This is a genomic window from Streptomyces sp. V4I2 (assembly GCF_030817655.1).
In the GTDB taxonomy this organism is placed as follows: Bacteria; Actinomycetota; Actinomycetes; order Streptomycetales; family Streptomycetaceae; genus Streptomyces; species Streptomyces plumbiresistens.
This window is the reverse complement of sequence record NZ_JAUSZM010000003.1, coordinates 6450067-6474918: the sequence shown is the minus strand read 5'-3', so window position 1 is coordinate 6474918 and position 24852 is coordinate 6450067. Positions and strand designations below refer to the sequence as shown.

General features: G+C 66.4%; 37 protein-coding genes. 3 read left to right on the top strand and 34 right to left on the bottom strand.

All coding sequences use genetic code 11. The features are described 5' to 3' along the window. Positions 1-55: 55 nt before the first annotated feature. The 28 genes from infA to QFZ76_RS30695 form a co-directional block, all read right to left on the bottom strand. Entirely contained in the window at positions 56-277 is a 222-nt protein-coding gene (gene infA / locus QFZ76_RS30830; RefSeq protein WP_003948620.1) for a translation initiation factor IF-1, read from the bottom strand. Positions 278-479: 202 nt separating this feature from the next. Next, on the bottom strand, positions 480-1316 hold the full coding sequence (gene map, locus QFZ76_RS30825) for a type I methionyl aminopeptidase (protein ID WP_307676748.1): 837 nt from the start codon (positions 1314-1316) through the stop codon (positions 480-482). A gap of 137 nt (positions 1317-1453) precedes the next feature. After that, positions 1454-2113: an adenylate kinase gene (locus QFZ76_RS30820; RefSeq protein WP_307676747.1), complete on the bottom strand. Its 660-nt coding sequence runs from the start codon at positions 2111-2113 to the stop codon at positions 1454-1456. Further along, complete coding sequence (secY, locus tag QFZ76_RS30815) at positions 2113-3426, bottom strand: preprotein translocase subunit SecY (RefSeq protein WP_307680176.1); 1314 nt, start codon at positions 3424-3426, stop codon at positions 2113-2115. Before secY ends, QFZ76_RS30820 begins: the two co-directional genes overlap by 1 nt. Before the next feature lie 442 nt (positions 3427-3868). Then, positions 3869-4324: a 50S ribosomal protein L15 gene (gene rplO / locus QFZ76_RS30810; protein ID WP_307676746.1), complete on the bottom strand. Its 456-nt coding sequence runs from the start codon at positions 4322-4324 to the stop codon at positions 3869-3871. A gap of 2 nt (positions 4325-4326) precedes the next feature. Beyond that, on the bottom strand, positions 4327-4509 hold the full coding sequence (gene rpmD, locus QFZ76_RS30805; protein ID WP_005481207.1) for a 50S ribosomal protein L30: 183 nt from the start codon (positions 4507-4509) through the stop codon (positions 4327-4329). Next, positions 4509-5117: a 30S ribosomal protein S5 gene (gene rpsE, locus QFZ76_RS30800; protein ID WP_307676745.1), complete on the bottom strand. Its 609-nt coding sequence runs from the start codon at positions 5115-5117 to the stop codon at positions 4509-4511. Before rpsE ends, rpmD begins: the two co-directional genes overlap by 1 nt. Positions 5118-5158: 41 nt before the next feature. After that, positions 5159-5542: a 50S ribosomal protein L18 gene (rplR, locus tag QFZ76_RS30795; RefSeq protein WP_266435021.1), complete on the bottom strand. Its 384-nt coding sequence runs from the start codon at positions 5540-5542 to the stop codon at positions 5159-5161. 3 nt (positions 5543-5545) lie between these two features. Further along, complete coding sequence (gene rplF, locus QFZ76_RS30790; protein WP_030619159.1) at positions 5546-6085, bottom strand: 50S ribosomal protein L6; 540 nt, start codon at positions 6083-6085, stop codon at positions 5546-5548. Between the two features lie 24 nt (positions 6086-6109). Beyond that, positions 6110-6508 (bottom strand): 30S ribosomal protein S8, encoded by a 399-nt coding sequence (gene rpsH, locus QFZ76_RS30785; RefSeq protein ID WP_007494756.1) that lies wholly within the window; start codon positions 6506-6508, stop codon positions 6110-6112. Positions 6509-6719: 211 nt separating this feature from the next. Then, positions 6720-6905 (bottom strand): type Z 30S ribosomal protein S14, encoded by a 186-nt coding sequence (locus QFZ76_RS30780; RefSeq protein ID WP_003948630.1) that lies wholly within the window; start codon positions 6903-6905, stop codon positions 6720-6722. A gap of 5 nt (positions 6906-6910) precedes the next feature. After that, a complete protein-coding gene (rplE, locus tag QFZ76_RS30775; RefSeq protein ID WP_307676744.1) occupies positions 6911-7468 on the bottom strand; it encodes a 50S ribosomal protein L5 in 558 nt (185 codons plus the stop codon). Beyond that, the gene (rplX, locus tag QFZ76_RS30770) at positions 7468-7791 is read right to left on the bottom strand and encodes a 50S ribosomal protein L24 (protein ID WP_266435029.1); all 324 of its coding nucleotides are present in this window, start codon (positions 7789-7791) and stop codon (positions 7468-7470) included. The genes rplE and rplX overlap by 1 nt, the downstream gene beginning before the upstream one ends. 2 nt (positions 7792-7793) lie before the next feature. Beyond that, positions 7794-8162 (bottom strand): 50S ribosomal protein L14, encoded by a 369-nt coding sequence (gene rplN / locus QFZ76_RS30765; RefSeq protein ID WP_003992364.1) that lies wholly within the window; start codon positions 8160-8162, stop codon positions 7794-7796. Positions 8163-8265: 103 nt separating this feature from the next. Continuing rightward, positions 8266-8553: a 30S ribosomal protein S17 gene (rpsQ, locus tag QFZ76_RS30760; protein WP_010354232.1), complete on the bottom strand. Its 288-nt coding sequence runs from the start codon at positions 8551-8553 to the stop codon at positions 8266-8268. Further along, complete coding sequence (rpmC, locus tag QFZ76_RS30755) at positions 8553-8777, bottom strand: 50S ribosomal protein L29 (protein WP_003998824.1); 225 nt, start codon at positions 8775-8777, stop codon at positions 8553-8555. The genes rpsQ and rpmC overlap by 1 nt, the downstream gene beginning before the upstream one ends. Next, a complete protein-coding gene (gene rplP, locus QFZ76_RS30750) occupies positions 8777-9196 on the bottom strand; it encodes a 50S ribosomal protein L16 (protein WP_004927269.1) in 420 nt (139 codons plus the stop codon). Before rplP ends, rpmC begins: the two co-directional genes overlap by 1 nt. 5 nt (positions 9197-9201) lie before the next feature. Continuing rightward, positions 9202-10038: a 30S ribosomal protein S3 gene (rpsC, locus tag QFZ76_RS30745; protein WP_030619145.1), complete on the bottom strand. Its 837-nt coding sequence runs from the start codon at positions 10036-10038 to the stop codon at positions 9202-9204. Then, on the bottom strand, positions 10038-10385 hold the full coding sequence (gene rplV, locus QFZ76_RS30740) for a 50S ribosomal protein L22 (protein WP_006604878.1): 348 nt from the start codon (positions 10383-10385) through the stop codon (positions 10038-10040). Before rplV ends, rpsC begins: the two co-directional genes overlap by 1 nt. A 41-nt stretch (positions 10386-10426) precedes the next feature. Then, complete coding sequence (gene rpsS / locus QFZ76_RS30735; RefSeq protein ID WP_030619138.1) at positions 10427-10708, bottom strand: 30S ribosomal protein S19; 282 nt, start codon at positions 10706-10708, stop codon at positions 10427-10429. A 12-nt stretch (positions 10709-10720) separates the two neighbouring features. Beyond that, positions 10721-11557 carry a 50S ribosomal protein L2 gene (gene rplB / locus QFZ76_RS30730; protein WP_097285858.1) on the bottom strand — a complete coding sequence of 279 codons (837 nt, stop codon included), beginning with the start codon at positions 11555-11557 and terminating at the stop codon, positions 10721-10723. A gap of 40 nt (positions 11558-11597) precedes the next feature. Next, on the bottom strand, positions 11598-12017 hold the full coding sequence (rplW, locus tag QFZ76_RS30725) for a 50S ribosomal protein L23 (protein ID WP_030039756.1): 420 nt from the start codon (positions 12015-12017) through the stop codon (positions 11598-11600). Then, positions 12017-12673, bottom strand: coding sequence for a 50S ribosomal protein L4 (rplD, locus tag QFZ76_RS30720; RefSeq protein ID WP_307676743.1), 657 nt, complete (start codon positions 12671-12673; stop codon positions 12017-12019). The genes rplW and rplD overlap by 1 nt, the downstream gene beginning before the upstream one ends. An 8-nt stretch (positions 12674-12681) precedes the next feature. Beyond that, complete coding sequence (gene rplC / locus QFZ76_RS30715; protein ID WP_307676742.1) at positions 12682-13326, bottom strand: 50S ribosomal protein L3; 645 nt, start codon at positions 13324-13326, stop codon at positions 12682-12684. Between the two features lie 17 nt (positions 13327-13343). Then, entirely contained in the window at positions 13344-13652 is a 309-nt protein-coding gene (gene rpsJ, locus QFZ76_RS30710; protein ID WP_003948644.1) for a 30S ribosomal protein S10, read from the bottom strand. Positions 13653-14106: 454 nt separating this feature from the next. Beyond that, complete coding sequence (locus QFZ76_RS30705; protein WP_307676741.1) at positions 14107-14619, bottom strand: hypothetical protein; 513 nt, start codon at positions 14617-14619, stop codon at positions 14107-14109. Between the two features lie 33 nt (positions 14620-14652). Continuing rightward, positions 14653-15873 carry an acyltransferase family protein gene (locus QFZ76_RS30700; RefSeq protein WP_373464546.1) on the bottom strand — a complete coding sequence of 407 codons (1221 nt, stop codon included), beginning with the start codon at positions 15871-15873 and terminating at the stop codon, positions 14653-14655. Between the two features lie 276 nt (positions 15874-16149). Continuing rightward, positions 16150-16494, bottom strand: a complete 345-nt coding sequence (locus tag QFZ76_RS30695; RefSeq protein WP_307676739.1) for a hypothetical protein — start codon at positions 16492-16494, stop codon at positions 16150-16152. Between QFZ76_RS30695 and QFZ76_RS30690 the strand changes: the two genes are divergently transcribed. Together QFZ76_RS30690 and QFZ76_RS30685 are read left to right on the top strand one after the other, a co-directional pair. After that, on the top strand, positions 16493-16714 hold the full coding sequence (locus tag QFZ76_RS30690) for a hypothetical protein (RefSeq protein WP_307676738.1): 222 nt from the start codon (positions 16493-16495) through the stop codon (positions 16712-16714). The genes QFZ76_RS30695 and QFZ76_RS30690 overlap by 2 nt on opposite strands. Positions 16715-16735: 21 nt before the next feature. Continuing rightward, positions 16736-16903, top strand: coding sequence for a hypothetical protein (locus QFZ76_RS30685; RefSeq protein ID WP_307676737.1), 168 nt, complete (start codon positions 16736-16738; stop codon positions 16901-16903). 223 nt (positions 16904-17126) lie between these two features. Here QFZ76_RS30685 and tuf read toward each other — a convergent pair whose 3' ends face one another. The 6 genes from tuf to QFZ76_RS30655 all read right to left on the bottom strand — a co-directional run bounded on the left by tuf (position 17127) and on the right by QFZ76_RS30655 (position 22889). After that, positions 17127-18320 carry an elongation factor Tu gene (tuf, locus tag QFZ76_RS30680; RefSeq protein ID WP_307676736.1) on the bottom strand — a complete coding sequence of 398 codons (1194 nt, stop codon included), beginning with the start codon at positions 18318-18320 and terminating at the stop codon, positions 17127-17129. Positions 18321-18464: 144 nt separating this feature from the next. Then, positions 18465-20591, bottom strand: coding sequence for an elongation factor G (gene fusA / locus QFZ76_RS30675; protein ID WP_307676735.1), 2127 nt, complete (start codon positions 20589-20591; stop codon positions 18465-18467). A gap of 39 nt (positions 20592-20630) precedes the next feature. Next, the gene (gene rpsG, locus QFZ76_RS30670) at positions 20631-21101 is read right to left on the bottom strand and encodes a 30S ribosomal protein S7 (protein ID WP_005481264.1); all 471 of its coding nucleotides are present in this window, start codon (positions 21099-21101) and stop codon (positions 20631-20633) included. A gap of 2 nt (positions 21102-21103) precedes the next feature. After that, positions 21104-21475 carry a 30S ribosomal protein S12 gene (rpsL, locus tag QFZ76_RS30665; RefSeq protein WP_003948652.1) on the bottom strand — a complete coding sequence of 124 codons (372 nt, stop codon included), beginning with the start codon at positions 21473-21475 and terminating at the stop codon, positions 21104-21106. A gap of 275 nt (positions 21476-21750) precedes the next feature. Beyond that, positions 21751-22380, bottom strand: coding sequence for a DUF1707 and DUF4190 domain-containing protein (locus QFZ76_RS30660; protein ID WP_373464374.1), 630 nt, complete (start codon positions 22378-22380; stop codon positions 21751-21753). 83 nt (positions 22381-22463) lie between these two features. Then, positions 22464-22889 (bottom strand): hypothetical protein, encoded by a 426-nt coding sequence (locus QFZ76_RS30655; protein WP_307676734.1) that lies wholly within the window; start codon positions 22887-22889, stop codon positions 22464-22466. Positions 22890-24017: 1128 nt separating this feature from the next. Here QFZ76_RS30655 and QFZ76_RS30650 point away from each other — a divergent pair. After that, positions 24018-24842: a glycosyltransferase family 2 protein gene (locus QFZ76_RS30650; protein ID WP_307676733.1), complete on the top strand. Its 825-nt coding sequence runs from the start codon at positions 24018-24020 to the stop codon at positions 24840-24842. Positions 24843-24852 lie beyond the last annotated feature (10 nt).

Below are 24852 nucleotides of genomic sequence, written 5' to 3'. Positions count from 1 at the left end.
GTGAGGTTCTCCGGGTCAGTGCCACCACCCCGCCGGAACGGGGCAAAGGCAAGATCTACTTGTACCGGTAGACGATCCGGCCACGCGTCAGGTCGTACGGAGACAGCTCCACCACGACCCGGTCGTCAGGGAGGATACGGATGTAGTGCATACGCATCTTGCCGCTGATGTGCGCCAGGACCTGGTGGCCGTTCTGGAGCTCGACCTTGAACATGGCGTTCGGAAGAGACTCGACGACAGTGCCCTCGATCTCGATGGCACCTTGCTTCTTGGCCACGCTTCGCCCTTCGAATCGACTACCTTGATCGACTCCCTTTGCGTCCCTTACGGGCGCATGCGGACATGCGGGTGCACGAGAGCCGACGAGTCAGTCTACGTCAGCGCACCCGGAATGACGAATCGAGAGAGTCTGCCCCGAGCCGGAGATCTCTAAGCACGCGTCGGCCTGGGAAGACAGGACCCCGCATCCCGGAACGCGCTCAGGCCAGCGGGTCCGGCGCCGCCGTGATCCCGTGCTCCGCGAGCTTCGCCTTGCCGCCGTCCGGAGCCGTCAGGACCAGCGGTCCCTGCTCCGTGAGGGCGACGGAGTGCTCCCAGTGGGAGGACCAGGTGCCGTCGGTGGTGATGACCGTCCAGTCGTCCTGGAGGACCTCCGTCTTCGGGGTGCCCAGGGAGACCATCGGCTCGATGGCGAGGCAGAAGCCGGGGACCAGCTTGGGGCCCTTGCCGCGGCGCCGGTCGACGTAGTTCAGCAGGTGCGGGTCCATGTGCATCTCGGTGCCGATGCCGTGGCCGCCGTAGTCCTCGATGATGCCGTAGCGACCGCCGCCGGCCTTCGGCTGGCGCCGGATGTACGTCTCGATGGCCTTGGAGACGTCCACCAGCCGGTTGCCCTGCTTCATGGCCGCGATGCCGGCCCACATCGACTCCTCGGTCACCCGGGAGAGCTCGATCAGCTCCGGAGCGTGCCCGGAGCCCACGAAGGCGGTGTACGCGGCGTCGCCGTGCCAGCCGTCGATGATCGCGCCGCAGTCGATGGAGATGATGTCGCCGTCCTTGAGGACGACCTCGTCGGACGGGATGCCGTGGACCACGACCTCGTTCACCGAGGTGCAGATCGTCGCGGGGAAGCCGCCGTACCCGAGGAAGTTCGGCTTCGCGTTGTGCTCCGCGAGCACCTTGCGCGCGACCTGGTCCAGGTCCTTCGTCGTGGCCCCGGGCACCGCGGCCTCACGCGTCGCCGCGTGGATGGCGGCCACGACCAGCCCCGCCTCACGCATCTTGGCGATCTGCTCGGGGGTCTTGATCTGCACCATGGGGGCGGGGGCCTTTCTCGGACCGGGGGTGTCACGGGCGCCTTCAACGATACGTGCACCCACGCAGCAGCCGCGGCCCCCTGGGAAGGGAACCGCGGCTACGGCGACACGTACGAAGAAGGATGTACGAAGAACGGCTACGCGACGTCCTCGCGCTTCAGGGCCTCCATGGCCCGCGCGGTGACGTCCTCCACCTTGCCGAGCGCCGAGATCGTGACCACCAGGCCCTGCGCCTTGTAGTAGTCGATGATCGGCTCGGTCTGCGTGTGGTAGACCTCCAGCCGCTTGCGGACGGTCTCCTCGGAGTCGTCGTCGCGCTGGTAGAGCTCGCCGCCGCAGACGTCACAGACGCCGTCCTGCTTCGGCGCCTTGTACGACACGTGGAAGACGTGCGCCGAGTCGTTACGGCAGATACGACGGCCGGCGATGCGCTTGACGACCTCTTTCTCGGGGACCTCGAGGTCCAGGACCCCGTCGAGCTTCATGTCCTCGTCCTGCAGCATCTCGTCCAGCGCCTCGGCCTGCGACACGTTCCGCGGGAAGCCGTCGAGAAGGAAGCCGTTCTCGGCGTCCGGCTTCTCCATGCGGTCCTTGGCCATCCCGATGGTGACCTCGTCCGGGACCAGGTTGCCCGCGTCCATGTAGGACTTCGCCAGTTTGCCGAGTTCCGTCTGCTGGCTGATGTTGGCCCGGAACAGGTCGCCCGTGGAGATGTGCGGGATCGACAGGTTCTGGGCGAGGAACGCGGCCTGCGTTCCCTTACCGGCACCCGGCGGCCCGACGAGGACGATACGCATCAGCGGAGGAACCCTTCGTAATTGCGCTGCTGAAGCTGACTCTCGATCTGCTTCACCGTCTCGAGACCCACACCCACGATGATCAGGATGCTGGTCCCGCCGAACGGGAAGTTCTGGTTTGCCCCGAAACCAGCCAACGCCATCGTCGGCACGAGAGCGATCAGCCCCAAGTACAGCGAACCCGGCCAGGTGATCCGGTTGAGTACGTAGGACAGGTACTCAGCGGTCGGTCGGCCAGCCCGGATGCCCGGGATGAAGCCACCATACTTCTTCATGTTGTCCGCGACTTCCTCGGGGTTGAACGAGATAGCCACGTAGAAGAAGGCGAAGAACACGATGAGGAAGAAGTACAGGATGATGTGCGGCGTGGCCGCCGTATCCGCGAGGTTCTTCTCGATCCAGGTCGCCCAACCGGCATTGGAGTTGGAGAACTGCACGATCAACGCCGGGATGTAGAGCAGCGACGAAGCGAAGATGACCGGGATCACACCAGCCTGGTTGACCTTCAGCGGGATGTAGGTCGAGGTACCGCCGTAGGAACGGCGGCCGATCATCCGCTTCGCGTACTGCACCGGGACACGGCGCTGGGCCTGCTCGACGAAGACCACCAGGCCGACCATGACCAGACCGACCAGGATCACCGTGCCGAACTCGATCCAGCCGTCGGCCAGCGAGCCCTGCTGCTTGATGGCCCACAGCGCGGACGGGAAGGTCGCGGCGATCGAGATGAACATCAGGATCGACATGCCGTTGCCGATACCGCGGTCGGTGATGATCTCACCGAGCCACATGACGACGGCGGTGCCGGCGGTCATCGTGATGACCATGGTCATCGTGGTGAAGATCGAGCGGTCGGGCACGATCGAGGTCGCGACCGGGCAACCGCTGAAGAGCGCACCGCTGCGGGCGGTGGCCACCAGGCCGGTGCCCTGCAGGACGGCGAGCGCCACCGTCAGATAGCGGGTGTACTGCGTGATCTTCGCGGTACCGGCCTGTCCCTCTTTCTTGAGGGCCTCCAGACGCGGGATCACGACGGTCAACAGCTGCAGGATGATGCTCGCCGTGATGTACGGCATGATGCCGAGCGCAAAAATCGTGATCTGCAGCAGCGCGCCACCACTGAACATGTTGACCAGCCCGAACAGACCCTGGTTCGCGCTGGCCTGGTCGATGCAGGTCTGTACGTTCTTGTAGTCGACACCCGGGATCGGTACATGCGTGCCGACTCGGTAGACCACGATGATGCCGAGCGTGAAGAGCAGCTTCTTGCGCAGGTCGGGCGTCCTGAACGCCCGGGCGAACGCGGTGAGCACGGAGCCTCCTGCGCCCCCCGCACGCAGAGCAGGGAGGCTAGTCGTTGACAAGGCCTTGAAAGCCAGTAGACGGTCGCCCAACAGTGCTGAGGGAGACAGACACCTGTCACCACTAGCTATGGATGGACCACAGGACTCTAACAGTGCCGACCCCCTTGCAAGAAGCGGACGAACCCGACGACGGCCGCCCGGGACCGGCTCTCCGCCACGGCCAGGAATCGTCTCTTCCTCACACACCGCCGCATTTCGCATCAATCACCTCTACGAAAGCGGCCGAACTGTGTGGAGACGCGTGCGGTGACACGTCTCATGACCCGCCTCATGACACGCCTCATATGAAAAAGGCCCGCCGAAATATCGGCGGGTCTTTTTCGGCCGGGGATACCCACAAAAGAGGTATCCCCGGTCGGGGTCGTTCAAGTCAGCGAGACGTCCGAGGGAATCAGACGAGCTCGGTGACGGTACCGCCGGCAGCGGTGATCTTCTCCTTGGCGGAGCCGGAGACGGCGTCGACCGTCACCTGCAGCGCCACGGAGATCTCGCCCTGGCCGAGGACCTTGACGAGGCTGTTCTTGCGAACGGCACCCTTGGCGACGAGACCCTCGACGGTGACCTCGCCACCCTCCGGGTACAGCTCGCCCAGCTTGTCGAGGTTCACGACCTGGAACTCGGTCTTGAACGGGTTCTTGAAGCCCTTGAGCTTCGGGAGACGCATGTGGAGGGGCATCTGGCCACCCTCGAAGCGCTCCGGAACCTGGTAACGGGCCTTCGTGCCCTTGGTACCACGACCGGCCGTCTTACCCTTCGACGCCTCACCACGACCCACACGGGTCTTGGCGGTCTTGGCGCCCGGGGCGGGACGGAGGTTGTGGATCTTGAGCGGGTTGTTCTCCGCCATGATCAGTCGACCTCCTCGACCGTCACGAGGTGGCGGACGGTGTGCACCATGCCGCGGAACTCGGGACGATCCTCCTTGACGACCTGCGTGTTGATCCCCTTGAGACCAAGGGAGCGCAGGGTGTCACGGTGGTTCTGCTTGCTGCCGATGTACGACTTCGTCTGCGTGATCTTGAGCTGAGCCATTACGCAGCACCAGCCCCGGCACGCGCACGCAGCAGAGCCGCGGGAGCGACGTCCTCGAGCGGCAGACCGCGGCGGGCCGCGACCTCCTCGGGACGCTGCAGGCCCTTCAGGGCCGCCACGGTCGCGTGCACGATGTTGATCGCGTTCGACGAGCCGAGCGACTTCGACAGGATGTCGTGGATACCGGCGCACTCGAGCACGGCACGCACCGGACCACCGGCGATAACGCCGGTACCCGGAGACGCGGGCTTGAGCAGCACGACGCCGGCAGCCTTCTCACCCGTGATCGGGTGCGGGATGGTGCCCTGGATACGGGGGACCTTGAAGAAGTGCTTCTTGGCCTCCTCAACACCCTTGGCGATGGCGGCCGGCACCTCCTTGGCCTTGCCGTAACCGACACCCACGGTGCCGTCACCATCGCCCACCACGACCAGCGCGGTGAAGCTGAAGCGACGACCACCCTTCACAACCTTGGCGACGCGGTTGATCGCGACAACGCGCTCAACGTACGCGGTCTTCTCGGCAGCAGAAGCGCCACCGTCGCGACCCTTCCGGTCCCGCCGCTCGCCGCCACCGGCACCGCCACCGCGGCGCTGGGGTCCAGCCATTGGAATTACCTCTCTCTGTTTCCGCTAGCTACGGAACCGGCTCAGAACTTCAGTCCGGCTTCGCGGGCGGCGTCCGCCAGGGCAGCGATGCGCCCGGCGTACTGGTTGCCTCCACGGTCGAATACGACAGCCTCGACACCGGCGGCCTTGGCGCGCTCGGCGACCAGGGCGCCGACCTGCTTGGCCTGCGTGGACTTGTCGCCCTCCGCTCCGCGGATCGAGGTGTCCAGGGTGGACGCCGACGCAAGGGTGTGACCCTTGAGGTCGTCGATCACCTGGGCCACGATGTGGCGGTTCGAGCGGGTCACGACCAGACGAGGACGCTCCGCCGTACCGTTGATCGACTTGCGGATCCGGATGTGGCGGCGCTTGATCGCGGCGCGCTTGTAGGCGTCGCCCTTGAGGATCTTCTGTCCGTATGCCATGGCTTACTTACCCGCCTTTCCGACCTTGCGGCGGATGACTTCGCCCTCGTACTTGACACCCTTGGCCTTGTACGGGTCGGGCTTGCGCAGCTTGCGGATGTTGGCCGCAACCTCGCCGACCTTCTGCTTGTCGATGCCCTCGACCTGGAAGCGGGTCGGGTTCTCCACCTTGAAGGTGATTCCCTCGGGCGCCTCGACGGTGATCGGGTGGCTGTAGCCCAGAGCGAACTCGAGGTTCGATCCCTTGGCCTGTACGCGGTAACCGACACCGCTGATCTCGAGCTTCTTCACGTAACCCTCGGTCACGCCGGTGATCATGTTCGCCACCAGCGTGCGGGACAGGCCGTGCAGGGCCTTGTTCTGACGCTCGTCGTTGGGGCGGGTGACGTTGAGCACGCCGTCCTCACCCTTGGCGATGTCGATCGGCGCAGCGACGGTGTGGCTCAGGGAACCCTTGGGGCCCTTGACCGAAACCGTACGGCCGTCGATGGTGACGTCCACGCCGGCGGGAACCGTGATGGGGAGCTTGCCAATGCGCGACATAGCTGTTTCCTCCGTTCCCTTCCGCTACCAGACGTAGGCGAGAACTTCTCCGCCTACGCCCTTCTTGCCGGCCTGCTTGTCGGTGAGGAGCCCGTGCGACGTGGAGATGATCGCCACGCCCAGGCCGCCCAGCACCTTCGGCAGGTTGGTGGACTTCGCGTACACCCGGAGACCGGGCTTGGAGATCCGCTTGATGCCCGCGATGGAGCGCTCACGGTTCGGGCCGAACTTCAGCTCGAGGACGAGGTTCTTGCCGACCTCGGCGTCCTCGATCTTCCAGCCGGTGATGAAGCCCTCCTGCTGGAGGATCTCCGCGATGTGCGACTTGATCTTCGATGCCGGCATCGTCACGGAGTCGTGGTATGCCGAGTTCGCGTTCCGCAGACGCGTAAGCATGTCTGCGATCGGATCAGTCATGGTCATGAATTGGCCTTCGGCCTCTCTCGCCGGGGTTTCCTGGTGCGCCATCCCTCTCCCCGATCCGAGACGGGGCGGGTGCGGCGCGGTGGACCTACGGCGTAGTAAGTCGTATGGGCGTCCAAGCGCCCAACCCTCCTAGCCTAAGCCACGAAGGGGTGGGCACCTGACACCGCCCTTTACTTACCGAGAGTTCCTGCAATCCCGAAGTACGGGACTACCAGGAGCTCTTGGTCACGCCCGGCAGCTCGCCACGGTGAGCCATCTCACGAAGGCACACGCGGCACAGGCCGAACTTGCGGTACACGGAGTGCGGACGACCACAGCGCTGGCAGCGCGTGTAGCCACGTACTCCGAACTTGGGCTTACGAGCAGCCTTGGCAATCAGAGCCTTCTTCGCCATCTCGCTCACGCCTCCTTGAAGGGGAAGCCGAGGTGACGAAGGAGCGCACGGCCCTCAGCGTCGTTGGTCGCCGTGGTGACCACGGTGATGTCCATACCCCGGACGCGGTCGATCTTGTCCTGGTCGATCTCGTGGAACATGACCTGCTCGGTGAGACCGAAGGTGTAGTTGCCACGACCGTCGAACTGCTTGGGAGACAGGCCGCGGAAGTCGCGGATGCGCGGGAGCGCCAGCGACAGGGTGCGGTCCAGGAACTCCCACATGCGGTCGCCACGAAGCGTGACGTGGGCACCGATCGGCTGACCCTCACGCAGCTTGAACTGCGCGATGGACTTGCGGGCCTTGGTGATGGCCGGCTTCTGACCGGTGATGGTGGTCAGGTCACGGACGGCACCGTCCATGAGCTTCGAGTCACGGGCGGCGTCGCCGACACCCATGTTGACCACGATCTTGACGAGACCGGGGATCTGCATGACGTTCTCGTACTTGAACTCGTCACGCAGCTTGCCCGCGATCTCCTCGCGGTACCTCGTCTTCAGACGCGGAGTGGTGGTGGTCGTCATCAGATGTCCTCACCCGTCCGCTTGGCAACGCGAACCTTGTTGCCCTCGTCGTCGAAGCGGTAACCGACACGCGTGACGACCTTGTTGCCATCCTTCTCCACGACGAGCTGAACGTTGCTCACGTGAACAGGGGCCTCGGTCGTGACGATGCCACCGGCCTGCGAACCCTTGGCGGTCGGGCCGGCCTTGGTGTGCTTCTTGACCCGGTTGACACCCTCGACCAGGACACGGTCCTCACGGGGGAAGGCCGCGATGACCTTGCCCTGCTTGCCCTTGTCCTTACCGGTGATGACCTGGACCAGGTCGCCCTTCTTGATCTTCATGCTTACAGCACCTCCGGCGCGAGCGAGATGATCTTCATGAACTTCTTCTCGCGCAGCTCACGACCCACCGGGCCGAAGATACGGGTGCCGCGAGGGTCGCCGTCGTTCTTGAGAATGACGGCGGCGTTCTCGTCGAAGCGGATGTACGAGCCGTCCGGACGGCGGCGCTCCTTGACGGTGCGAACGATGACCGCCTTGATGACGTCACCCTTCTTCACGTTGCCACCGGGGATCGCGTCCTTGACGGTGGCGACGATGACGTCACCGATGCCCGCGTAGCGGCGACCGGAGCCACCGAGCACACGGATGCAAAGGATTTCCTTCGCACCAGTGTTGTCGGCGACACGCAGTCGCGACTCCTGCTGGATCACGTCTATCTCCTGTTTGTCTGCCGGTTCCCGGCGAGCTGCGTAAGTGACTCACGCAGCTCGCCGAGCCTGGCGGAACTGTCCTGCGGGGATGCCCGCAGGAGATTTACTTGGCCTTCTCGAGGATCTCGACGATGCGCCAGCGCTTCGTGGCGGACAGCGGACGCGTCTCCATCAGGAGGACGCGGTCGCCGACGCCGGCAGCGTTCTGCTCGTCGTGCGCCTTGAGCTTGTTCGTACGGCGGATGACCTTGCCGTACAGCGCGTGCTTGACGCGGTCCTCGACGGCGACGACGACGGTCTTGTCCATCTTGTCGCTGACGACGAGACCCTCACGGGTCTTGCGGAAGCCGCGGGCCTCTGCAGTCTGCTCAGTCACGTTGTTCTCACTCATCAGGCGCTCTCCACCGTCTCGATGCCCAGCTCGCGCTCACGCATCAGGGTGTAGATCCGCGCGATGTCCTTACGGACGGCCTTCAGCCGACCGTGGTTCTCGAGCTGACCCGTCGCCGCCTGGAAGCGGAGGTTGAACAGCTCTTCCTTGGCTTCGCGAAGCTTCGCAAGAAGCTCCTCGTCACCCAGTTCGCGCAGCTCGGACGCCTTGGTACCGGCCGACATCACGCTTCACCTGCCTCGCGCTTGACGATCCGGCACTTCATCGGCAGCTTGTGAGCGGCGCGAGTCAGGGCCTCACGGGCGATCTTCTCGTTGGGGTAGGACAGTTCGAACATGACCCGTCCCGGGTGCACGTTCGCGATCCACCACTCCGGCGAACCCTTACCGGAACCCATGCGGGTCTCGGCAGGCTTCTTCGTGAGCGGGCGGTCCGGGTAGATGTTGATCCAGACCTTGCCACCACGCTTGATGTGGCGGGTCATCGCGATACGGGCCGCCTCGATCTGGCGGTTGGTCACGTACGCCGGCGTGAGGGCCTGAATGCCGTACTCGCCGAACGCGACCGTCGTACCGCCCTTGGCCTGGCCACGGCGCTTCGGGTGGTGCTGCTTGCGGTGCTTGACCCGTCGGGGGATCAGCATGTCGGTCAGGCCTCCGTTCCGGTGCTCTCAGCCGGAGCGGCAGCCGCCGGAGCCTCGGCCTTGGGGGCCTCGGCGGCGGGAGCCTGCTGCGGCTTGCGACCGCGACCGCCACGCTCGCCACCACGGCCACCACGGGCCGGGCGGTCGGCGCCGCCGCCACCACGGGCCGGGCGGTTGCCGGCGCGGGCAGCAGCGTTCTCGGCGCGGACCTCGGCGATGTTCTTGACGTCGCCCTTGTAGATCCAGACCTTCACGCCGATGCGGCCGAAGGTCGTCTTGGCCTCGAAGAAGCCGTAGTCCACGTTCGCGCGGAGCGTGTGCAGGGGCACACGGCCCTCGCGGTAGAACTCCGAACGGGACATCTCGGCGCCGCCGAGGCGGCCACCGCACTGGATCTTGATGCCCTTGGCGCCGGCCTTCATCGTGCCCTGCATGCTCTTGCGCATGGCGCGACGGAAGGAGACGCGGGAGGAGAGCTGCTCGGCAACGGCCTGGGCAACCAGCTGAGCGTCGGTCTCGGGGCTCTTGACCTCGAGGATGTTCAGCTGGACCTGCTTGCCCGTGAGCTTCTCGAGGTCACCGCGGATGCGGTCGGCCTCGGCGCCACGGCGGCCGATGACGATGCCCGGACGGGCCGTGTGGATGTCCACACGGACGCGGTCACGGGTGCGCTCGATCTCCACCTTGGAGATGCCGGCGCGCTCCATGCCGGACGTCATCATCCGACGGATGGCGACGTCTTCCTTGACGTAGTCCTTGTACAGCTTGTCGGCGTACCAACGGGACTTGAAGTCCGTGGTGATGCCGAGCCGGAACCCATGCGGGTTAACCTTCTGGCCCATTACCGGGTTCCTTCCTTGCTGCTGACGACCACGGTGATGTGGCTGGTCCGCTTGCGGATCCGGTAGGCGCGGCCCTGGGCACGCGGACGGAACCGCTTCAGGGTCGGACCCTCGTCGACATACGCCTCGGAGATGACGAGGCTGCCGGCGTCGGTGTGGTCGTAGTTGTGTGCGGCGTTGGCGATGGCGCTGTCAAGCACCTTGCCGACCGGCACGCTCGCGGCCTGCGGGGCGAAACGCAGGACCGCCTGAGCCTCCGTGGCGTCCATGCCACGGATAAGGTCCACCACGCGGCGGGCCTTCATGGGCGTGACGCGGATGTACCGCGCCTGGGCCCTGGCTTCCATGGTTGTCCTTCCAGTGTCTGTCATGGTCATTCCACCCCGCGTTAGCGGCGCTTCGACTTCCGGTCGTCCTTGACGTGACCCCGGAAGGTGCGCGTCGGCGAGAACTCGCCGAGCTTGTGGCCGACCATCGACTCGGTGACAAACACCGGAATGTGGGTCTTGCCGTTGTGCACCGCGATCGTGTGGCCCAGCATGGCCGGGACGATCATCGAGCGACGGGACCAGGTCTTGATGACGTTCTTGGAACCCGCTTCGTTCTGGACGTCCACCTTCTTGATCAGGTGGTCGTCGACGAAGGGCCCCTTCTTGAGACTGCGCGGCATCTAAACCCGCTCCTAGCGCTTCTTGTTCGTCTTGCGGCGGCGGACGATGTACTTGTTCGAAGCCTTCTTCGGCGAACGAGTACGACCCTCCTTCTGACCCCACGGCGAGACCGGGTGGCGACCACCGGAGGTCTTGCCCTCACCACCACCGTGCGGGTGGTCAACCGGGTTCATCGCCACACCGCGAACGGTCGGGCGGACGCCCAGCCAGCGCTTGCGGCCGGCCTTGCCCCAGTTGATGTTGCTCTGCTCGGCGTTGCCGACCTCGCCGACCGTGGCGCGGCAGCGCTGGTCGACCAGGCGGATCTCACCGGAGGGCATACGAAGGTGGGCCATCGTGCCCTCCTTCGCCAGCAGCTGCACCGAGGCGCCTGCGGAGCGGGCGAACTTGGCGCCGCCACCGGGACGGATCTCGATCGCGTGGATCGTGGTACCGACCGGGATGTTGCGGAGCGCCAGGTTGTTGCCCGGCTTGATGTCGGCCCCGGGACCGTTCTCGACGCGGTCACCCTGCTGCAGGTTGCGCGGGGCGAGGATGTAGCGCTTCTCGCCGTCCGCGTAGTGCAGCAGCGCGATGCGCGCGGTGCGGTTGGGGTCGTACTCGATGTGCGCGACCTTCGCCGGCACGCCGTCCTTGTCGTGACGACGGAAGTCGATCACTCGGTAGGCGCGCTTGTGTCCGCCACCCTGGTGGCGAACGGTCACACGACCGGAATTGTTACGGCCGCCCTTGCTGTGCAGCGGGCGAACCAGCGACTTCTCCGGCGTGGACCGCGTGACCTCGACGAAGTCGGCGACGCTGGAGCCACGACGGCCCGGCGTAGTCGGCTTGTACTTGCGGATTCCCATTTCTCAGTCCTCGTCCGATATCGGACGATCCGGACCGCCGTCAGGCGGTCGGACCGCCGAAGATGTCGATACGGTCGCCCTCAGCGAGGGTCACAATCGCGCGCTTGGAGCCGGCACGCTGACCGAAGCCGGTCTTGGTGCGCTTGCGCTTGCCCTGGCGGTTGATCGTGTTGACCCCGGTGACCTTGACCGAGAAGACCGCCTGGACGGCCTGCTTGATCTGGGTCTTGTTGGCGCCCGGGGCGACGATGAAGGTGTACTTGCCCTCGTCGAGAAGCGCGTAGCTCTTCTCGGACACGACCGGCTTGAGCAGGATGTCACGGTGGTCCGTGAACGACTTGCTCACCGGGGTGACGACGGTGTTCTTGCCTTCGGCCTCGTGGCGGCGCGCCTTGGCGACGCGCGCGACCTTCTTGGCCTTGGCGGCCTTCGAGGCGATGCTCGGGTGACGCGTAGCCATCAGGCCTCGCTCCCTTCGGTGTCGGTGGCCTGCGGGCCGGACACGAAGGACTCGAAAGCGGCCTGGGTGAAGACCACGTCGTCGGAGACGATCACGTCGTACGTGTTCAGCTGGCCCGGCTCCAGGATGTGGACCTGGGGCAGGTTGCGGGCGGAGAGCCACGCGGCCTCGTCGGCGCGGTCGATGACCAGGAGCACGTTCTTACGCTCCGAGATCTTGCCGAACAGCGTCCTGGCGGCCTTCGTGGAGGGGTTCTCGCCCTCGATCACGCCGGTGACGACGTGGATGCGGTTGTGGCGGGCCCGGTCGGTGAGGGCGTGGCGCAGGGCCGCGGCCTTCATCTTCTTCGGGGTCCGCTGCGAGTAGTCACGCGGCTGCGGGCCGTGGACGACGCCACCGCCTGCGAACTGCGGCGCGCGGGTCGAGCCCTGACGGGCGCGGCCGGTGCCCTTCTGGCGGTACGGCTTCTTGCCGCCACCACGGACTTCACCGCGACGCTTGGTCTTGTGCGTGCCCTGGCGGGCAGCGGCGTTCTGCGCGACGACGACCTGGTGGATCAGCGGGATGCTGATCTTCTCCACGCCGAAGATCTCCGCGGGGAGCTCGACGCTTCCGGTCTTCTCGCCTGCAGGCGAAAGGATGTCAACAGTGCTCATCGGTTACCTCAGGCCCCCTTGGCCGCGGTGCGGACCAGGACGAGGCCGCCGTTCGGACCGGGGATGGCTCCCTTGATGAGGAGCAGTCCCTTCTCCGCGTCAACAGCATGGACGGTCAGGTTCTGGGTGGTGACCCGCTCGTTACCCATACGGCCCGCCATACGCATGCCCTTGAAGACACGGCCGGGGGTGGCGCAGCCACCGATGGAGCCAGGAGAGCGGTGCTTGCGCTGGGTGCCGTGACCGGCGCCGAGGCCCTTGAAGTTGTGACGCTTCATGACACCGGCGAAGCCCTTGCCCTTGCTCTTGCCGGTCACGTCGACCTTGATGCCGGCCTCGAACACCTGAGCGGTGATCTCCTGGCCGAGGGTGTACTCGCTGGCGTCAGCGGTACGGATCTCGACGAGGTGGCGGCGGGGAGTGACGTCGGCCTTGGCGAAGTGACCCTTGAGGGGCTTGTTCACCTTGCGAGGGTCGATCTCGCCGAAGGCGATCTGGACCGACTCGTAGCCGTCGGCGTCGTTCGTACGGACCTGGGTGACGACGTTGGGGCCGGCCTTGACGACGGTGACGGGAACAACGCGGTTGTTCTCGTCCCACACCTGCGTCATGCCGAGCTTCTCGCCCAGGATGCCCTTGATCTGCTTAGCCATTCTCAGATCACCGACCCCTAGAGCTTGATCTCGATGTCGACACCGGCCGGGAGGTCGAGTCGCATCAGAGAGTCAACGGTCTTGGGCGTCGGGTCGAGGATGTCGATCAGGCGCTTGTGCGTGCGCATCTCGAAGTGCTCGCGCGAGTCCTTGTACTTGTGCGGCGACTTGATGACGCAGTACACGTTCTTCTCAGTGGGCAGCGGCACCGGGCCCGCGACCGACGCACCAGTACGCGTCACCGTCTCGACGATCTTCTTCGCCGAGGAATCGATGACCTCGTGGTCGTAGGCCTTGAGCCGGATGCGGATCTTCTGTCCCGCCATGGCTACTAGTAGTCCTGTCTCTCGTTTAACGCTCTGGAACCCGGTGTTCCGAACACTCGCTCCTCCGACCCACGCGGTCGGGTGTGTCGCGCTCTCACTGACACAGAAGTCCCATCTCTGGAACTTCCCGTCTGGGAAAGCACGGCCCTTCCGGAACCGCAAGCCGAGGGCGAAAACCCACCGGGCGCCTGGCCGGCGCTGCACTGACACTTCCCGAAAGATTCCCGTACGTCCGCCCCAGCGCTGCCATGTGGCAGTTGGGGCGACGAGTACTGTGGGACTCGCTTCCGGTCCTCCCGGCGGGAGGCGCGCAGCATCAACACTCGACCGAGCAACTCCGACAGTCTGCCATATGGGGCAGGGGCCTGGCCAATCGAGCCGGAGACAATACCCCGGGAGTGACGCAGGTCAAACCAGCGGGGCGAGCAGGGGCCGGTCACGGCCCCGCCGGCCGCTACAGCTTGCCGAAGACCACGCTGCGCCAGGTCCAGCCCGACGTGAGGACGGCGTCCCGCAGGGGGTTGCGCAGCTCCCCGCTGTCGAAGCGGAACGTCTCCGTCGCTTCCAGGCCGCCACTGTCTCCACGCTGGACCGTGTAGCGGCGGGAGACGGTCCTGTCGGGCCCGCGCGTGTACTGCTTCGAGATCGCGAGCCTCGGCGGATTCCCGACCCGGGTGACCTCCCACCCCTCCTCGAGGGCGCGCACCTGATGGCCGTCCTGGACCAGGCGCATCCGGATCCGGACGGCGCGGGACAGCTGCGACCGGACGAAGAAGTTCTCCCAGGCGGGGTCCCGCACCCGCCACTCCGCCACCAGGTCGGCGCCCTCCGGAGCGCCGTCGCGGATGACGTACGGGGCATCCGGCCGGTCGAGGCCGAGCAGGGCGGTCCGCACCTCCTCGGCCGAGCGGGGCACGACACCTTCGTCGGGATGCTTGGTTCCGGTCAGCTTGTCGAGGAGTCCCATGAAGTCAGCCTATTCGGGGGTGAGTTGCTCCGGTCATGCCCCCGACCCCGCGTTCCGCAGGCGCGCGAACGACGTGTCCAGCCCGCTCTTGAGCAGCCGCGAGACCGGCCGCTCCACAGCCCGGTGCACCAGCCAACTCAACACCAGGAAACCGGCGATCACCACGGCGACCAGCAACCGGGCGTCCATCGTGTCCCGCAGGCGGTTGATGAGCGTCGTACCGGCCGCGTAGTGCATCAGGTACAGCGGATACGTCAGTGCGCCGGCCGTCACCAGCCACTTCCAGCGGACGCGGTCCGTCGCGCCGAGGGCGACGGCCACCATGGCCAGCAGGAAGACCGTGAAGATCAGGACGCTTCCCCGCCACCCGGACACGTGCTCGACCTCGTCGATCCGGTGCCCGAGCTCCAGCTGGCCCATCAGCCACGCCATGGCGAGGATGCCCCACAGCAGCAGGTCCTGGCCGAAGCGGTGCATGAGGTACAGCGCAAGCCCGGCGATGAAGTACCAGGCGCCCTCCGGGTTGGCGACCAGCTCCAGCAGGGGGAACTCGGACACCGGTGCGAGCATCGCCGCCGCACCCCACACGCAGCAGAAGACCACGACCTTGCGGTAGGTCAGCCCGGTGGCGACCACCAGCAGGAACAGCAGGTAGAAGCGCAGCTCGGACCAGAGCGTCCAGTACACGCCGTCGACGTTGGCCACGCCCGAACCGGACTGCAGCATCGTGAGGTTGAGCAGGACCTCGCGCAGCCGCAGCCGCTCCCACACCCCCGGTACGGCCATCAGCACGCCCGTGGTGAACAGCACCGCGAACCAGTACGCCGGGTACAGCCGGATCACCCGTGACACAAAGAACTGCCGCGGCGTGCGCCCCCAGCAGGACATGCAGATCACGAAGCCGCTGATCACGAAGAAGATCTCGACGCCGATCCAGCCGTAGGAGGCGAGGCGGAACACCGTGGGCATGATCTCGGACACCGGCCGGTCCCAGATCACGTTGCCCGGCTGGTTGACGCGGTTGGTGCCGGCGAAGTGGTGCACGGCGACCATCAGGGCGGCGAGCAGCCGGATGCCGTCGATGGCGTACAGCCGGCGGCCCACCCGCTCCCGTACGACGGCCCGGCGGCCCGCTCCGGCGGGCTGCGGCGGCCGCCCCCTGGGCGCGACGAGCGGGGGCAGCGGCTGCTGCAGCCCGCCGCCGAAGCCCGCCACCCGCGTCGGGATCGTCGTTCTGCCGTCCGCACCACGCATCGGCACCTGTCAGTCCGTCCTCACGAGGGAATCCCGGTCCGGGCGGCTCCCGGCCGCCGCTCACGCTACGACCGTCGCCATCACCCCAGAGAGAACAGACCAGAACATTCCGCACCACCGCGACCCCGAGTTGCCCGAGACCTCGCCAGCACGTCCCCCGGCGTTCCGCAACACTTCACTTGACGCACGCCCCTGGGCAACTCCCCTGCCCGCAAAGGATGTTCGGCACATAGCCTCCCTCGGCCCCATGCCCCGCACCACCCCACCCCGCCCGGTCTACGTCGCCGCCCACTTCCCCGAGCTCGCGCCCCTCGCCCGCACGACCGTACGACCGTACGACTGCACCCGCGCCCCGGGTCCCCCACCGCGGCAAACAGCAGCTCGATCGGCGGCCCCCGTCAGCTCGGTCACACCCCCGAGGACGTACGGCTGCGACGGCGGATCCTCCGTGAGGCCTGGAGCCGGCCGCGCGAGAAGGGCGCCGCCCTGCTGACTCCACAGGAGCGCGCGCTCGTCGACCGCGCCGAAGAGGCCACGCCGATCCCGCTCACCGACGTCCCCGGACTCCCCCGCCCGGACGGCACCGACCTCCTGCAACTCCTGTGGTGCCCGTTCGGCCATGAGGGTCACATGCCCCGCGTCGCACTGCGCCGGCGCACCGCCGCCGAGGTCACGGATCCGGTCCCGGCCCCGCGGACCCCCGTACTGGGCCGCGAGCGTTACCGAGCTGCCCGAGGAGCCGGCGGACCGGATCGAGGCGTGGGCGGAGGGGCAGGGGCTCTTCTACCAGTACGACCTCGGCGTCGCCCCGGGCTGCAAGGTCGCCGACCATACCCCCTGAAGCTACACCGACCCGTTCCCCATGGCCTGCCCCGACTGCGGCTCGGCCGTGCGTCCCCTGCTCACGATCGCCAGCGGCGAATGGAACGGCGGCAGCCGAAGCCGGCGGCCGCTGGAGGACACCGACCGCACTCCGGCCGGTCCCACACTGCTCTCGTACGACCATCCGCATCTGCAGAACATCCAGTGATGACGCCTCTTGGCACACCCGCTGGCCCGACTTCGTCTCCTGGCCGCGCCGCTCGGGGGCCTCATCGTCCGGGCGACCATCCTCGTGTGCCTGGCACTCGGCCCGCAACCGGTGCCGGAAGCGTCCTGAAGGCGCCCACAGACAGCGAAGAGGCCCGCACGACCGAAGTCGTACGGGCCCCTTCAGGTGCTCGCGCTGGAGCTACCAGGTCAGGTCAACAAGCTTACTTGTTGATCTTGGTGACCTGGCCGGCGCCGACCGTCCGGCCACCCTCACGGATCGCGAACTTCAGGCCCTCTTCCATGGCGACGGGCTGGATGAGCTCCACCTTCATCTCGGTGTTGTCACCCGGCATGACCATCTCGGTGCCCTCGGGGAGGGTCACGACGCCGGTCACGTCCGTCGTACGGAAGTAGAACTGCGGACGGTAGTTGTTGAAGAACGGCGTGTGGCGGCCACCCTCGTCCTTGGACAGGATGTAGGCCTGCGCCTCGAACTCGGTGTGCGGGGTGACCGAGCCCGGCTTGATGATGACCTGGCCGCGCTCGACGTCCTCGCGCTTGATGCCACGAAGCAGCAGACCGACGTTCTCACCGGCCTGGCCCTCGTCGAGCAGCTTGCGGAACATCTCGATGCCGGTGACCGTGGTGGTGGTCTTCTCCTGCTTGATGCCGATGATGTCAACGGTCTCGTTGACCTTCAGGACACCACGCTCGATACGGCCGGTGACGACCGTACCGCGACCGGTGATCGTGAAGACGTCCTCGACGGGCATGAGGAACGGCTTGTCGACGTCACGCTCGGGGGTCGGGATCGCCTCGTCGACGGCGGCCATCAGGTCCAGGACCGACTGGCCCCACTCCTTGTCGCCCTCGAGCGCCTTGAGCGCCGAGACCTTGACGACCGGCAGGTCGTCGCCCGGGAACTCGTACTCGGAGAGGAGCTCACGGACCTCGAGCTCGACGAGCTCCAGGATCTCCTCGTCGTCCACCATGTCGGCCTTGTTCAGGGCGACAACGATGTACGGCACGCCGACCTGGCGGGCCAGGAGCACGTGCTCCTTGGTCTGCGGCATCGGACCGTCGGTGGCGGCGACCACGAGGATGGCGCCGTCCATCTGCGCCGCACCCGTGATCATGTTCTTGATGTAGTCCGCGTGACCGGGGCAGTCGACGTGGGCGTAGTGACGCGTCTCGGTCTGGTACTCGACGTGCGCGATGGAGATGGTGATACCGCGCTGGCGCTCCTCAGGAGCCTTGTCGATCTGGTCGAAGGCCGAGGCCTCGTTCAGGTTCGGGAACGCGTCGTGCAGCACCTTGGTAATGGCGGCCGTGAGGGTCGTCTTACCGTGGTCGATGTGACCGATGGTGCCGATGTTGACGTGCGGCTTAGTCCGCTCGAACTTCGCCTTCGCCACTGGGTCCTCCTGTGGAGTGGTTCTGGTACGCCTTGCTCATCGGCGCCAGGGTGATCTTTGCTGGGATGCCGCCCGCCGGGGTTTTCCCTTGCCGGGTGAGCCCCGGCGGTCGGTGTCAAGCCTAAAGCGTGGGAACGGGGTGCGTTACTCGCCCTTGGCCTTCGCGATGATCTCCTCGGCGACGTTCCGCGGAACCTCGGCGTAGGAGTCGAACTGCATCGAGTAGCTTGCGCGACCCGAGGTCTTGCTGCGGAGGTCTCCGACGTAGCCGAACATCTCCGAGAGGGGCACGAGGCCCTTCACGACGCGGGCACCGGCACGCTCCTCCATGGCCTGGATCTGGCCACGGCGGGAGTTGATGTCGCCGATGACCTCACCCATGTAGTCCTCGGGCGTGGTGACCTCGACGGCCATCATGGGCTCGAGCAGCACGGGGCTGGCCTTGCGGGCGGCCTCCTTGAAGGCCTGCGAACCGGCGATCTTGAACGCGAGCTCGGAGGAGTCGACCTCGTGGTAGGCACCGTCGAGAAGCGTGATGCGAACGCCCGTCATCTCGTACCCGGCGAGGATGCCGAACTGCATGGCCTCCTGCGCACCGGCGTCCACCGAAGGGATGTACTCCTTCGGGATACGGCCACCGGTCACCTTGTTCACGAACTCGTACGAGGTGTCGCCACCCTCGAGCGGCTCGATCGCGATCTGCACCTTGGCGAACTGGCCGGTGCCACCGGTCTGCTTCTTGTGGGTGTAGTCCACACGCTCGACGGCCTTACGGATCGTCTCACGGTACGCGACCTGCGGCTTACCAACGTTGGCCTCGACCTTGAACTCACGGCGCATACGGTCGACCAGCACCTCGAGGTGCAGTTCGCCCATGCCGCCGATGATGGTCTGGCCGGTCTCCTCGTTGGTGTGAACCTGGAAGGAGGGGTCCTCCTCCGCGAGACGCTGGATGGCTACACCCAGCTTCTCCTGGTCACCCTTGGACTTCGGCTCGATGGCGACCTGGATGACCGGCGCCGGGAAGTCCATGGACTCCAGGATCACCGGGCTCTTGTCGTCACAGAGCGTCTCACCGGTCGTGGTCTGCTTCAGACCCATCACGGCGACGATGTCGCCGGCGCCCACCGCCGCGATCTCCTCACGCTTGTTCGCGTGCATGCGGTAGATCTTGCCGATGCGCTCCTTCTTGCCCTTGACGGAGTTCAGCACGGCGGTGCCAGTCTCCAGGCGGCCCGAGTAGACCCGGACGAAGGTGAGCTTGCCCAGGTGCGGGTCGCTCATGATCTTGAACGCGAGCGCGGACAGCGGCTCGTCCTCGGACGGCTTGCGCTTGACGACCAGCTCGGGGTCCTTCACGTCGTGGCCCTCGATGGCCTCGACGTCGAGCGGGGTCGGCAGGTAGCGCACGACCGCGTCGAGCAGGGGCTGGACGCCCTTGTTCTTGAACGCGGTGCCACAGAACACCGGGGTGACCGTGATGCCGTCGGACTTGCCGGACGCGATGGTGATACGACGGATCGCGGCGTACAGCTGCTCCTCGGTGGGCTCCTGGCCCTCCAGGAACAGCTCCATGATCTCGTCGTCGTTCTCCGCGACAGTCTCGACCAGCCGGCCGCGGTACTCCTCGGCAGCTTCGGCGTGCGTGGCGGGGATGTCGACGACGTCGTACATCTCGCCCTTGGCCGCCTCGGCGGACCACACGAGCGCCTTCATGCGGACCAGGTCCACAACGCCCTTGAAGTCCATCTCGGCACCGATGGGCAGCTGCATGACGATCGGCACGGCACCGAGCCGGTCCTTGATCATGTCCACGCAGCGGTGGAACTCGGCGCCGGTACGGTCCAGCTTGTTCACGAAGCAGATGCGCGGCACGCCGTAACGGTCGGCCTGACGCCACACCGTCTCGGACTGCGGCTCGACACCGGCGACACCGTCGAACACCGTGACGGCACCGTCGAGGACGCGCAGCGAGCGCTCCACCTCGACCGTGAAGTCGACGTGGCCCGGGGTGTCGATGATGTTGATCGTGTAGTCGTTGTCCTCAAGCGGCCAGTGACAGGTGGTGGCAGCAGACGTGATCGTGATGCCACGCTCCTGCTCCTGCTCCATCCAGTCCATTGTGGCAGCGCCGTCGTGGACCTCACCGATCTTGTAGCTGACGCCGGTGTAGAAGAGGATCCGCTCGGTGGTGGTCGTCTTGCCCGCGTCGATGTGGGCCATGATCCCGATGTTGCGGACCCTGGCCAGGTCAAGTGAAGTGGTAGCCATAAGGCTTTCGTCTTCTCTCGGTCTCGATGTGGGTAGCGACTACCAGCGGTAGTGCGCGAAGGCCTTGTTGGACTCGGCCATCTTGTGGGTGTCCTCGCGCTTCTTCACAGCGGCACCGAGGCCGTTGGAGGCGTCGAGAAGCTCGTTGAGCAGACGCTCGGTCATGGTCTTCTCGCGACGGGCGCGGGAGTAACCGACCAGCCAGCGCAGCGCGAGCGTGTTGGCGCGACCGGGCTTGACCTCGATCGGAACCTGGTACGTCGCACCACCGACACGGCGGGACTTGACCTCGAGGGTCGGCTTGATGTTCTCCAGCGCACGCTTCAGCGTGATGACCGGGTCATTGCTGGTCTTCTCGCGCAGGCCCTCCATGGCGCCGTACACGATGCGCTCGGCGGTGGAGCGCTTGCCGTTCAGCAGCACCTTGTTGATGAGGGAGGTCACCAGAGGAGAACCGTAGACCGGGTCGATGATGACCGGGCGCTTCGGGGCGGGGCCCTTACGAGGCATTTCTACTTCTCCTTCTTGGCGCCGTAGCGGCTGCGGGCCTGCTTGCGGTTCTTGACACCCTGGGTGTCGAGCGAACCGCGGATGATCTTGTAGCGAACACCGGGCAGGTCCTTCACACGACCGCCACGCACGAGCACGATGGAGTGCTCCTGCAGGTTGTGCCCCTCACCCGGAATGTAAGCGGTGACCTCGATCCCGCTGGTCAGACGCACACGCGCGACCTTACGCAGGGCCGAGTTCGGCTTCTTCGGGGTGGTCGTGAACACACGCGTGCAGACACCACGACGCTGAGGGGAACCCTCGAGTGCGGGCGTCTTGTTCTTCTCGACCTTGTCCTGCCGGCCCTTCCGGACCAGCTGCTGGATCGTAGGCACTACTTCTCCGGTTTCTGTGTGCCGAATGGTGAAGCTAACCTGGAACGTCGCCGACCCACGCGGTCGGGTGTGTCGAATGCTGCAGACCCCCGCCGCGAGGCAGAAGGAGCGCAGATTACGGTGGCCAGTGACGGCTCCCTATGTGCGGTTGAAGGCACGCACGAGAGCCAGGGCACACCCCAGGCACAAGGTCTGAGCGTACCTACCTCATACGCTGCGGTCAAAACAACTGGACCTCGCCCCTGCCTGCTACCTGCGGGCGGACGTGTCACGTCTCATCCGGACGCGAGGCCCACGAAGAGCAACAGCGTCAGAACGAGCGCCCAGCCCCCGGTGTACAGCCAGCCGAGGACCAGCCCGGTCAGGGCCAGCCCTTCGCCGCCCTCCCCCGTGGACCGCATCTCCGAACGCGCCGCGTGCCCGAGGATCACCGCCGGAATCCCGGTGAACCCGAAGGTCGGCACGCACAGCAGCCCGCACACGGCGGCACCCACGGCCTTCCCGTTGGTCCGCGGCTGCGGCGCGGGCAGAAACGTCCGCGGGACGGCCGTGACGGGCGCCGGGTGCGGTACGGGGCCCAGGGGCAGGTCGGCGACGATCAGCGCCAGCTCGTCCACGGTGCGGGCGACGTAGGCCCGCGCCACGCGCTTGTCGAACTCGCCCTTGTCCAGTCGCCCCTCTCCGTACCCGGCCCGAAGCACGTCGACGGCACGCTCGCGGTCGGCGTGGGAGGCGAGCATGGACGGGGCACTGTAGGGCTGCCAGGACTGCTGCGCACCTCCGCCCTGCCACAGCCGCGGAACACCACCGCCGGCACTGCCGCTCAGTCCTGACGGCGACGACGACTCGTCCTTGTCCTTGTCCTTGTCCTTGTCCTGCCACGGCTGCCATGACGGTTGCGACACGGAGTACCCCCTGAGAGGTCGAATGCCTCCATGATGCTCCAACGCGCCGATATGGGGACAGGTTCCCGCACCGACCACGGTCGTCAGCCCACGACGTGGTACGTGAAGGGGAGAGCCGCACCGGCGCCGGGGACGATCGCGGTGGCGACGGAGAATCCGGCGGCGCTCTCCGCGGTCACGTACAGGCCGACCGCGGCGGCGGCCGCGTTGCGCGCGGTGAGGACGACCTTGGGAATGGCGTCGTAGGCCGTGACATAGGTGACGCGGACGATGGTTCCCGCCGCGGGAGAGGCGGCGGCCGTGGTGTTGATGACGCCGGCATTGTCCTTGGCCCCGTTGCTCCCGGCGGCCGCGGATGCCGACTGCGCCCCCGCGGTGACGGTCACGGCGGTGCCTCCGCCGATGACGTGGGCGTTCAACCGGATGTCACCGTTGAAGCGGTGCGCGGCCTGCCATGTGCGGGTGGGACCGGTCTCCAGCGGATCGCCGGCCTGCCGAGTGCCGGTCACCGTGTTGAGATGGGCGTTGACCGCCGAGGCGCTCGGGTCGCTCTTGTGGCGACCACCGAGTTCAAGGCGACGGTGACATCGGCGGAGGTTACTGGGTTCTCCATGAGGATTCCGATGTTCTGCGTGAGATCGCCGCTCCCGATGACGGTCGTACCGTCCGCGAGGCGTGCGGTGCCGACGTCGCTGATCTGATTGCCGGTCACCTGGACGTGCCTGACGCCGTTCAGATAGACGCCGGCGCGGGCGGCCCTGCGGATGTGGTTGCCGACGACGGTGATGCCCTCCGCCCAGTCGGTGGGGTTGCCCGGTCCGTGATCGGAAATCCACCGAGGTAGATACCGGCTCCGTTCAGGTCGCTCGGTCTGTCGGAGGGGCCCCGGAAGAGTCCGCAGTCGATCTCGTTGCCCGTGATCGCGCCGTACTCCGCGGACTGGCGGACGTGATCGCCCTGGAAGATCACTTCCTCGCAGAAGAGGAAGCCTGCGTCCTGGTTGTTGGTCAACTCGCAGCCGGTCACTGATGGGCAGCGCGGTCATGTTCCGTACGGCGCGGTCGCGCATGGTGAAGATCGTGAGCCGCGCCTGGCCGCTGCCTGTGGTGTCGAGATCGCCGGAGAGGAAGACGGCGGTCTGCGCGCCAGGGCCGGAGGCGGGGCGTCCGCGCTTCGGCGTGGCGGGTGACTCGTCGACGGGGCCGCGGAAGGTGAGGCCTTCGACGGCGAAGTCGGTGAAGGCCACGGCGGACCCGCCGTGCCCCCGCCCGCGTCACTGGCGGCATCGATCGCGTCGTGGCCGCCTCGGTGGTACTCGTGCTCGCGGCCGTTACGGCCAGAGCGAGGCCTCCGGCCCCGCTGCGGATCGAAGCACAGAGCGCCTTGTTGTGGTCACAGCCCCCGCCCGTCCTCGCCGCAAGGTTAACGTCCGGTCACGGGGAGGTTGCGTACACCCGAGCACCCCACGGGACGAGGGGATACAGATCACAATCCTGCGGCGAAAGTGTGTTTATAAGTTCAGTGAGCTTAAAGTAAGCGCTGCCATCGGGGGGGGTTGGTGGGGACTGTGGAAACGCAGGCACCGGGCCTTGAATCCCGAGCGCTTATGTGCATCACCAGTTGGGGGGGAGCCCACTGTGTCCACTTTGTCCATCGTCATACCTGCCCTGAACGAAGCCGAGAACCTGCCGCACGTCTTCGCGACGATCCCGCTCGAGGAACTCACCCAGGAAGGCTGGGGAGTCGAGGTGGTCATCGCCGACAACGGCTCCACGGACGGGACCGCCGAGATCGCCGCCTCCTACGGAGCGCGAGTGGTCCACCAGCCGTTGCGCGGCTACGGCAACGCCTACAAGGCCGGCATCGCCGCCGCGCGCGGCGAGGTGATCGCCACCGGCGACGCCGACTGCACCTACCCGTTCGACGACCTGCCCAGACTGCTGCGCATCGTCGACGAGAAGCAGGTCGAGTTCCTCAACACCAACAGACTCGGCCGGGAGAACCGCGAGGCCATGAAGCCCTCGCACACCGTGGCCAATCACGCCCTGAGTCTGATCAGCCGCAAGCTGTTCAAGAGCCAGATGCGCGACTCCCAGAGTGGGATGTGGGTGTTCCGTCGCTACATCTGGGAGTCCCTCAAGGTCACTTCCGACGGCATGGGCTTCTCCCAGGAGATCAAGAACGCCGCCGTCCGGGAAGGCTTCCGCTGCCTGGAGGTACCGATCGAGTACCGGCCCCGCGGCGGTGAGGTGAAGCTCAACGCCGTCTCCGACGGGGTGTCCAATCTGGCCCAGCTGTTCCGCCACCGGCTCAAGGACAACGGGCTGCGCACCGACACCCGGTCCCAGTGGCGCGACCGTTCCACCCGGCCCGTCCCGCCGCCGCTGATGCCGGCGCAGCGGCAGGCGGCACCCGCCGAAGCGCCGCAGAAGATGGTGAGGACAGGGAACCATGGCCTGTGACGAGCAGGGC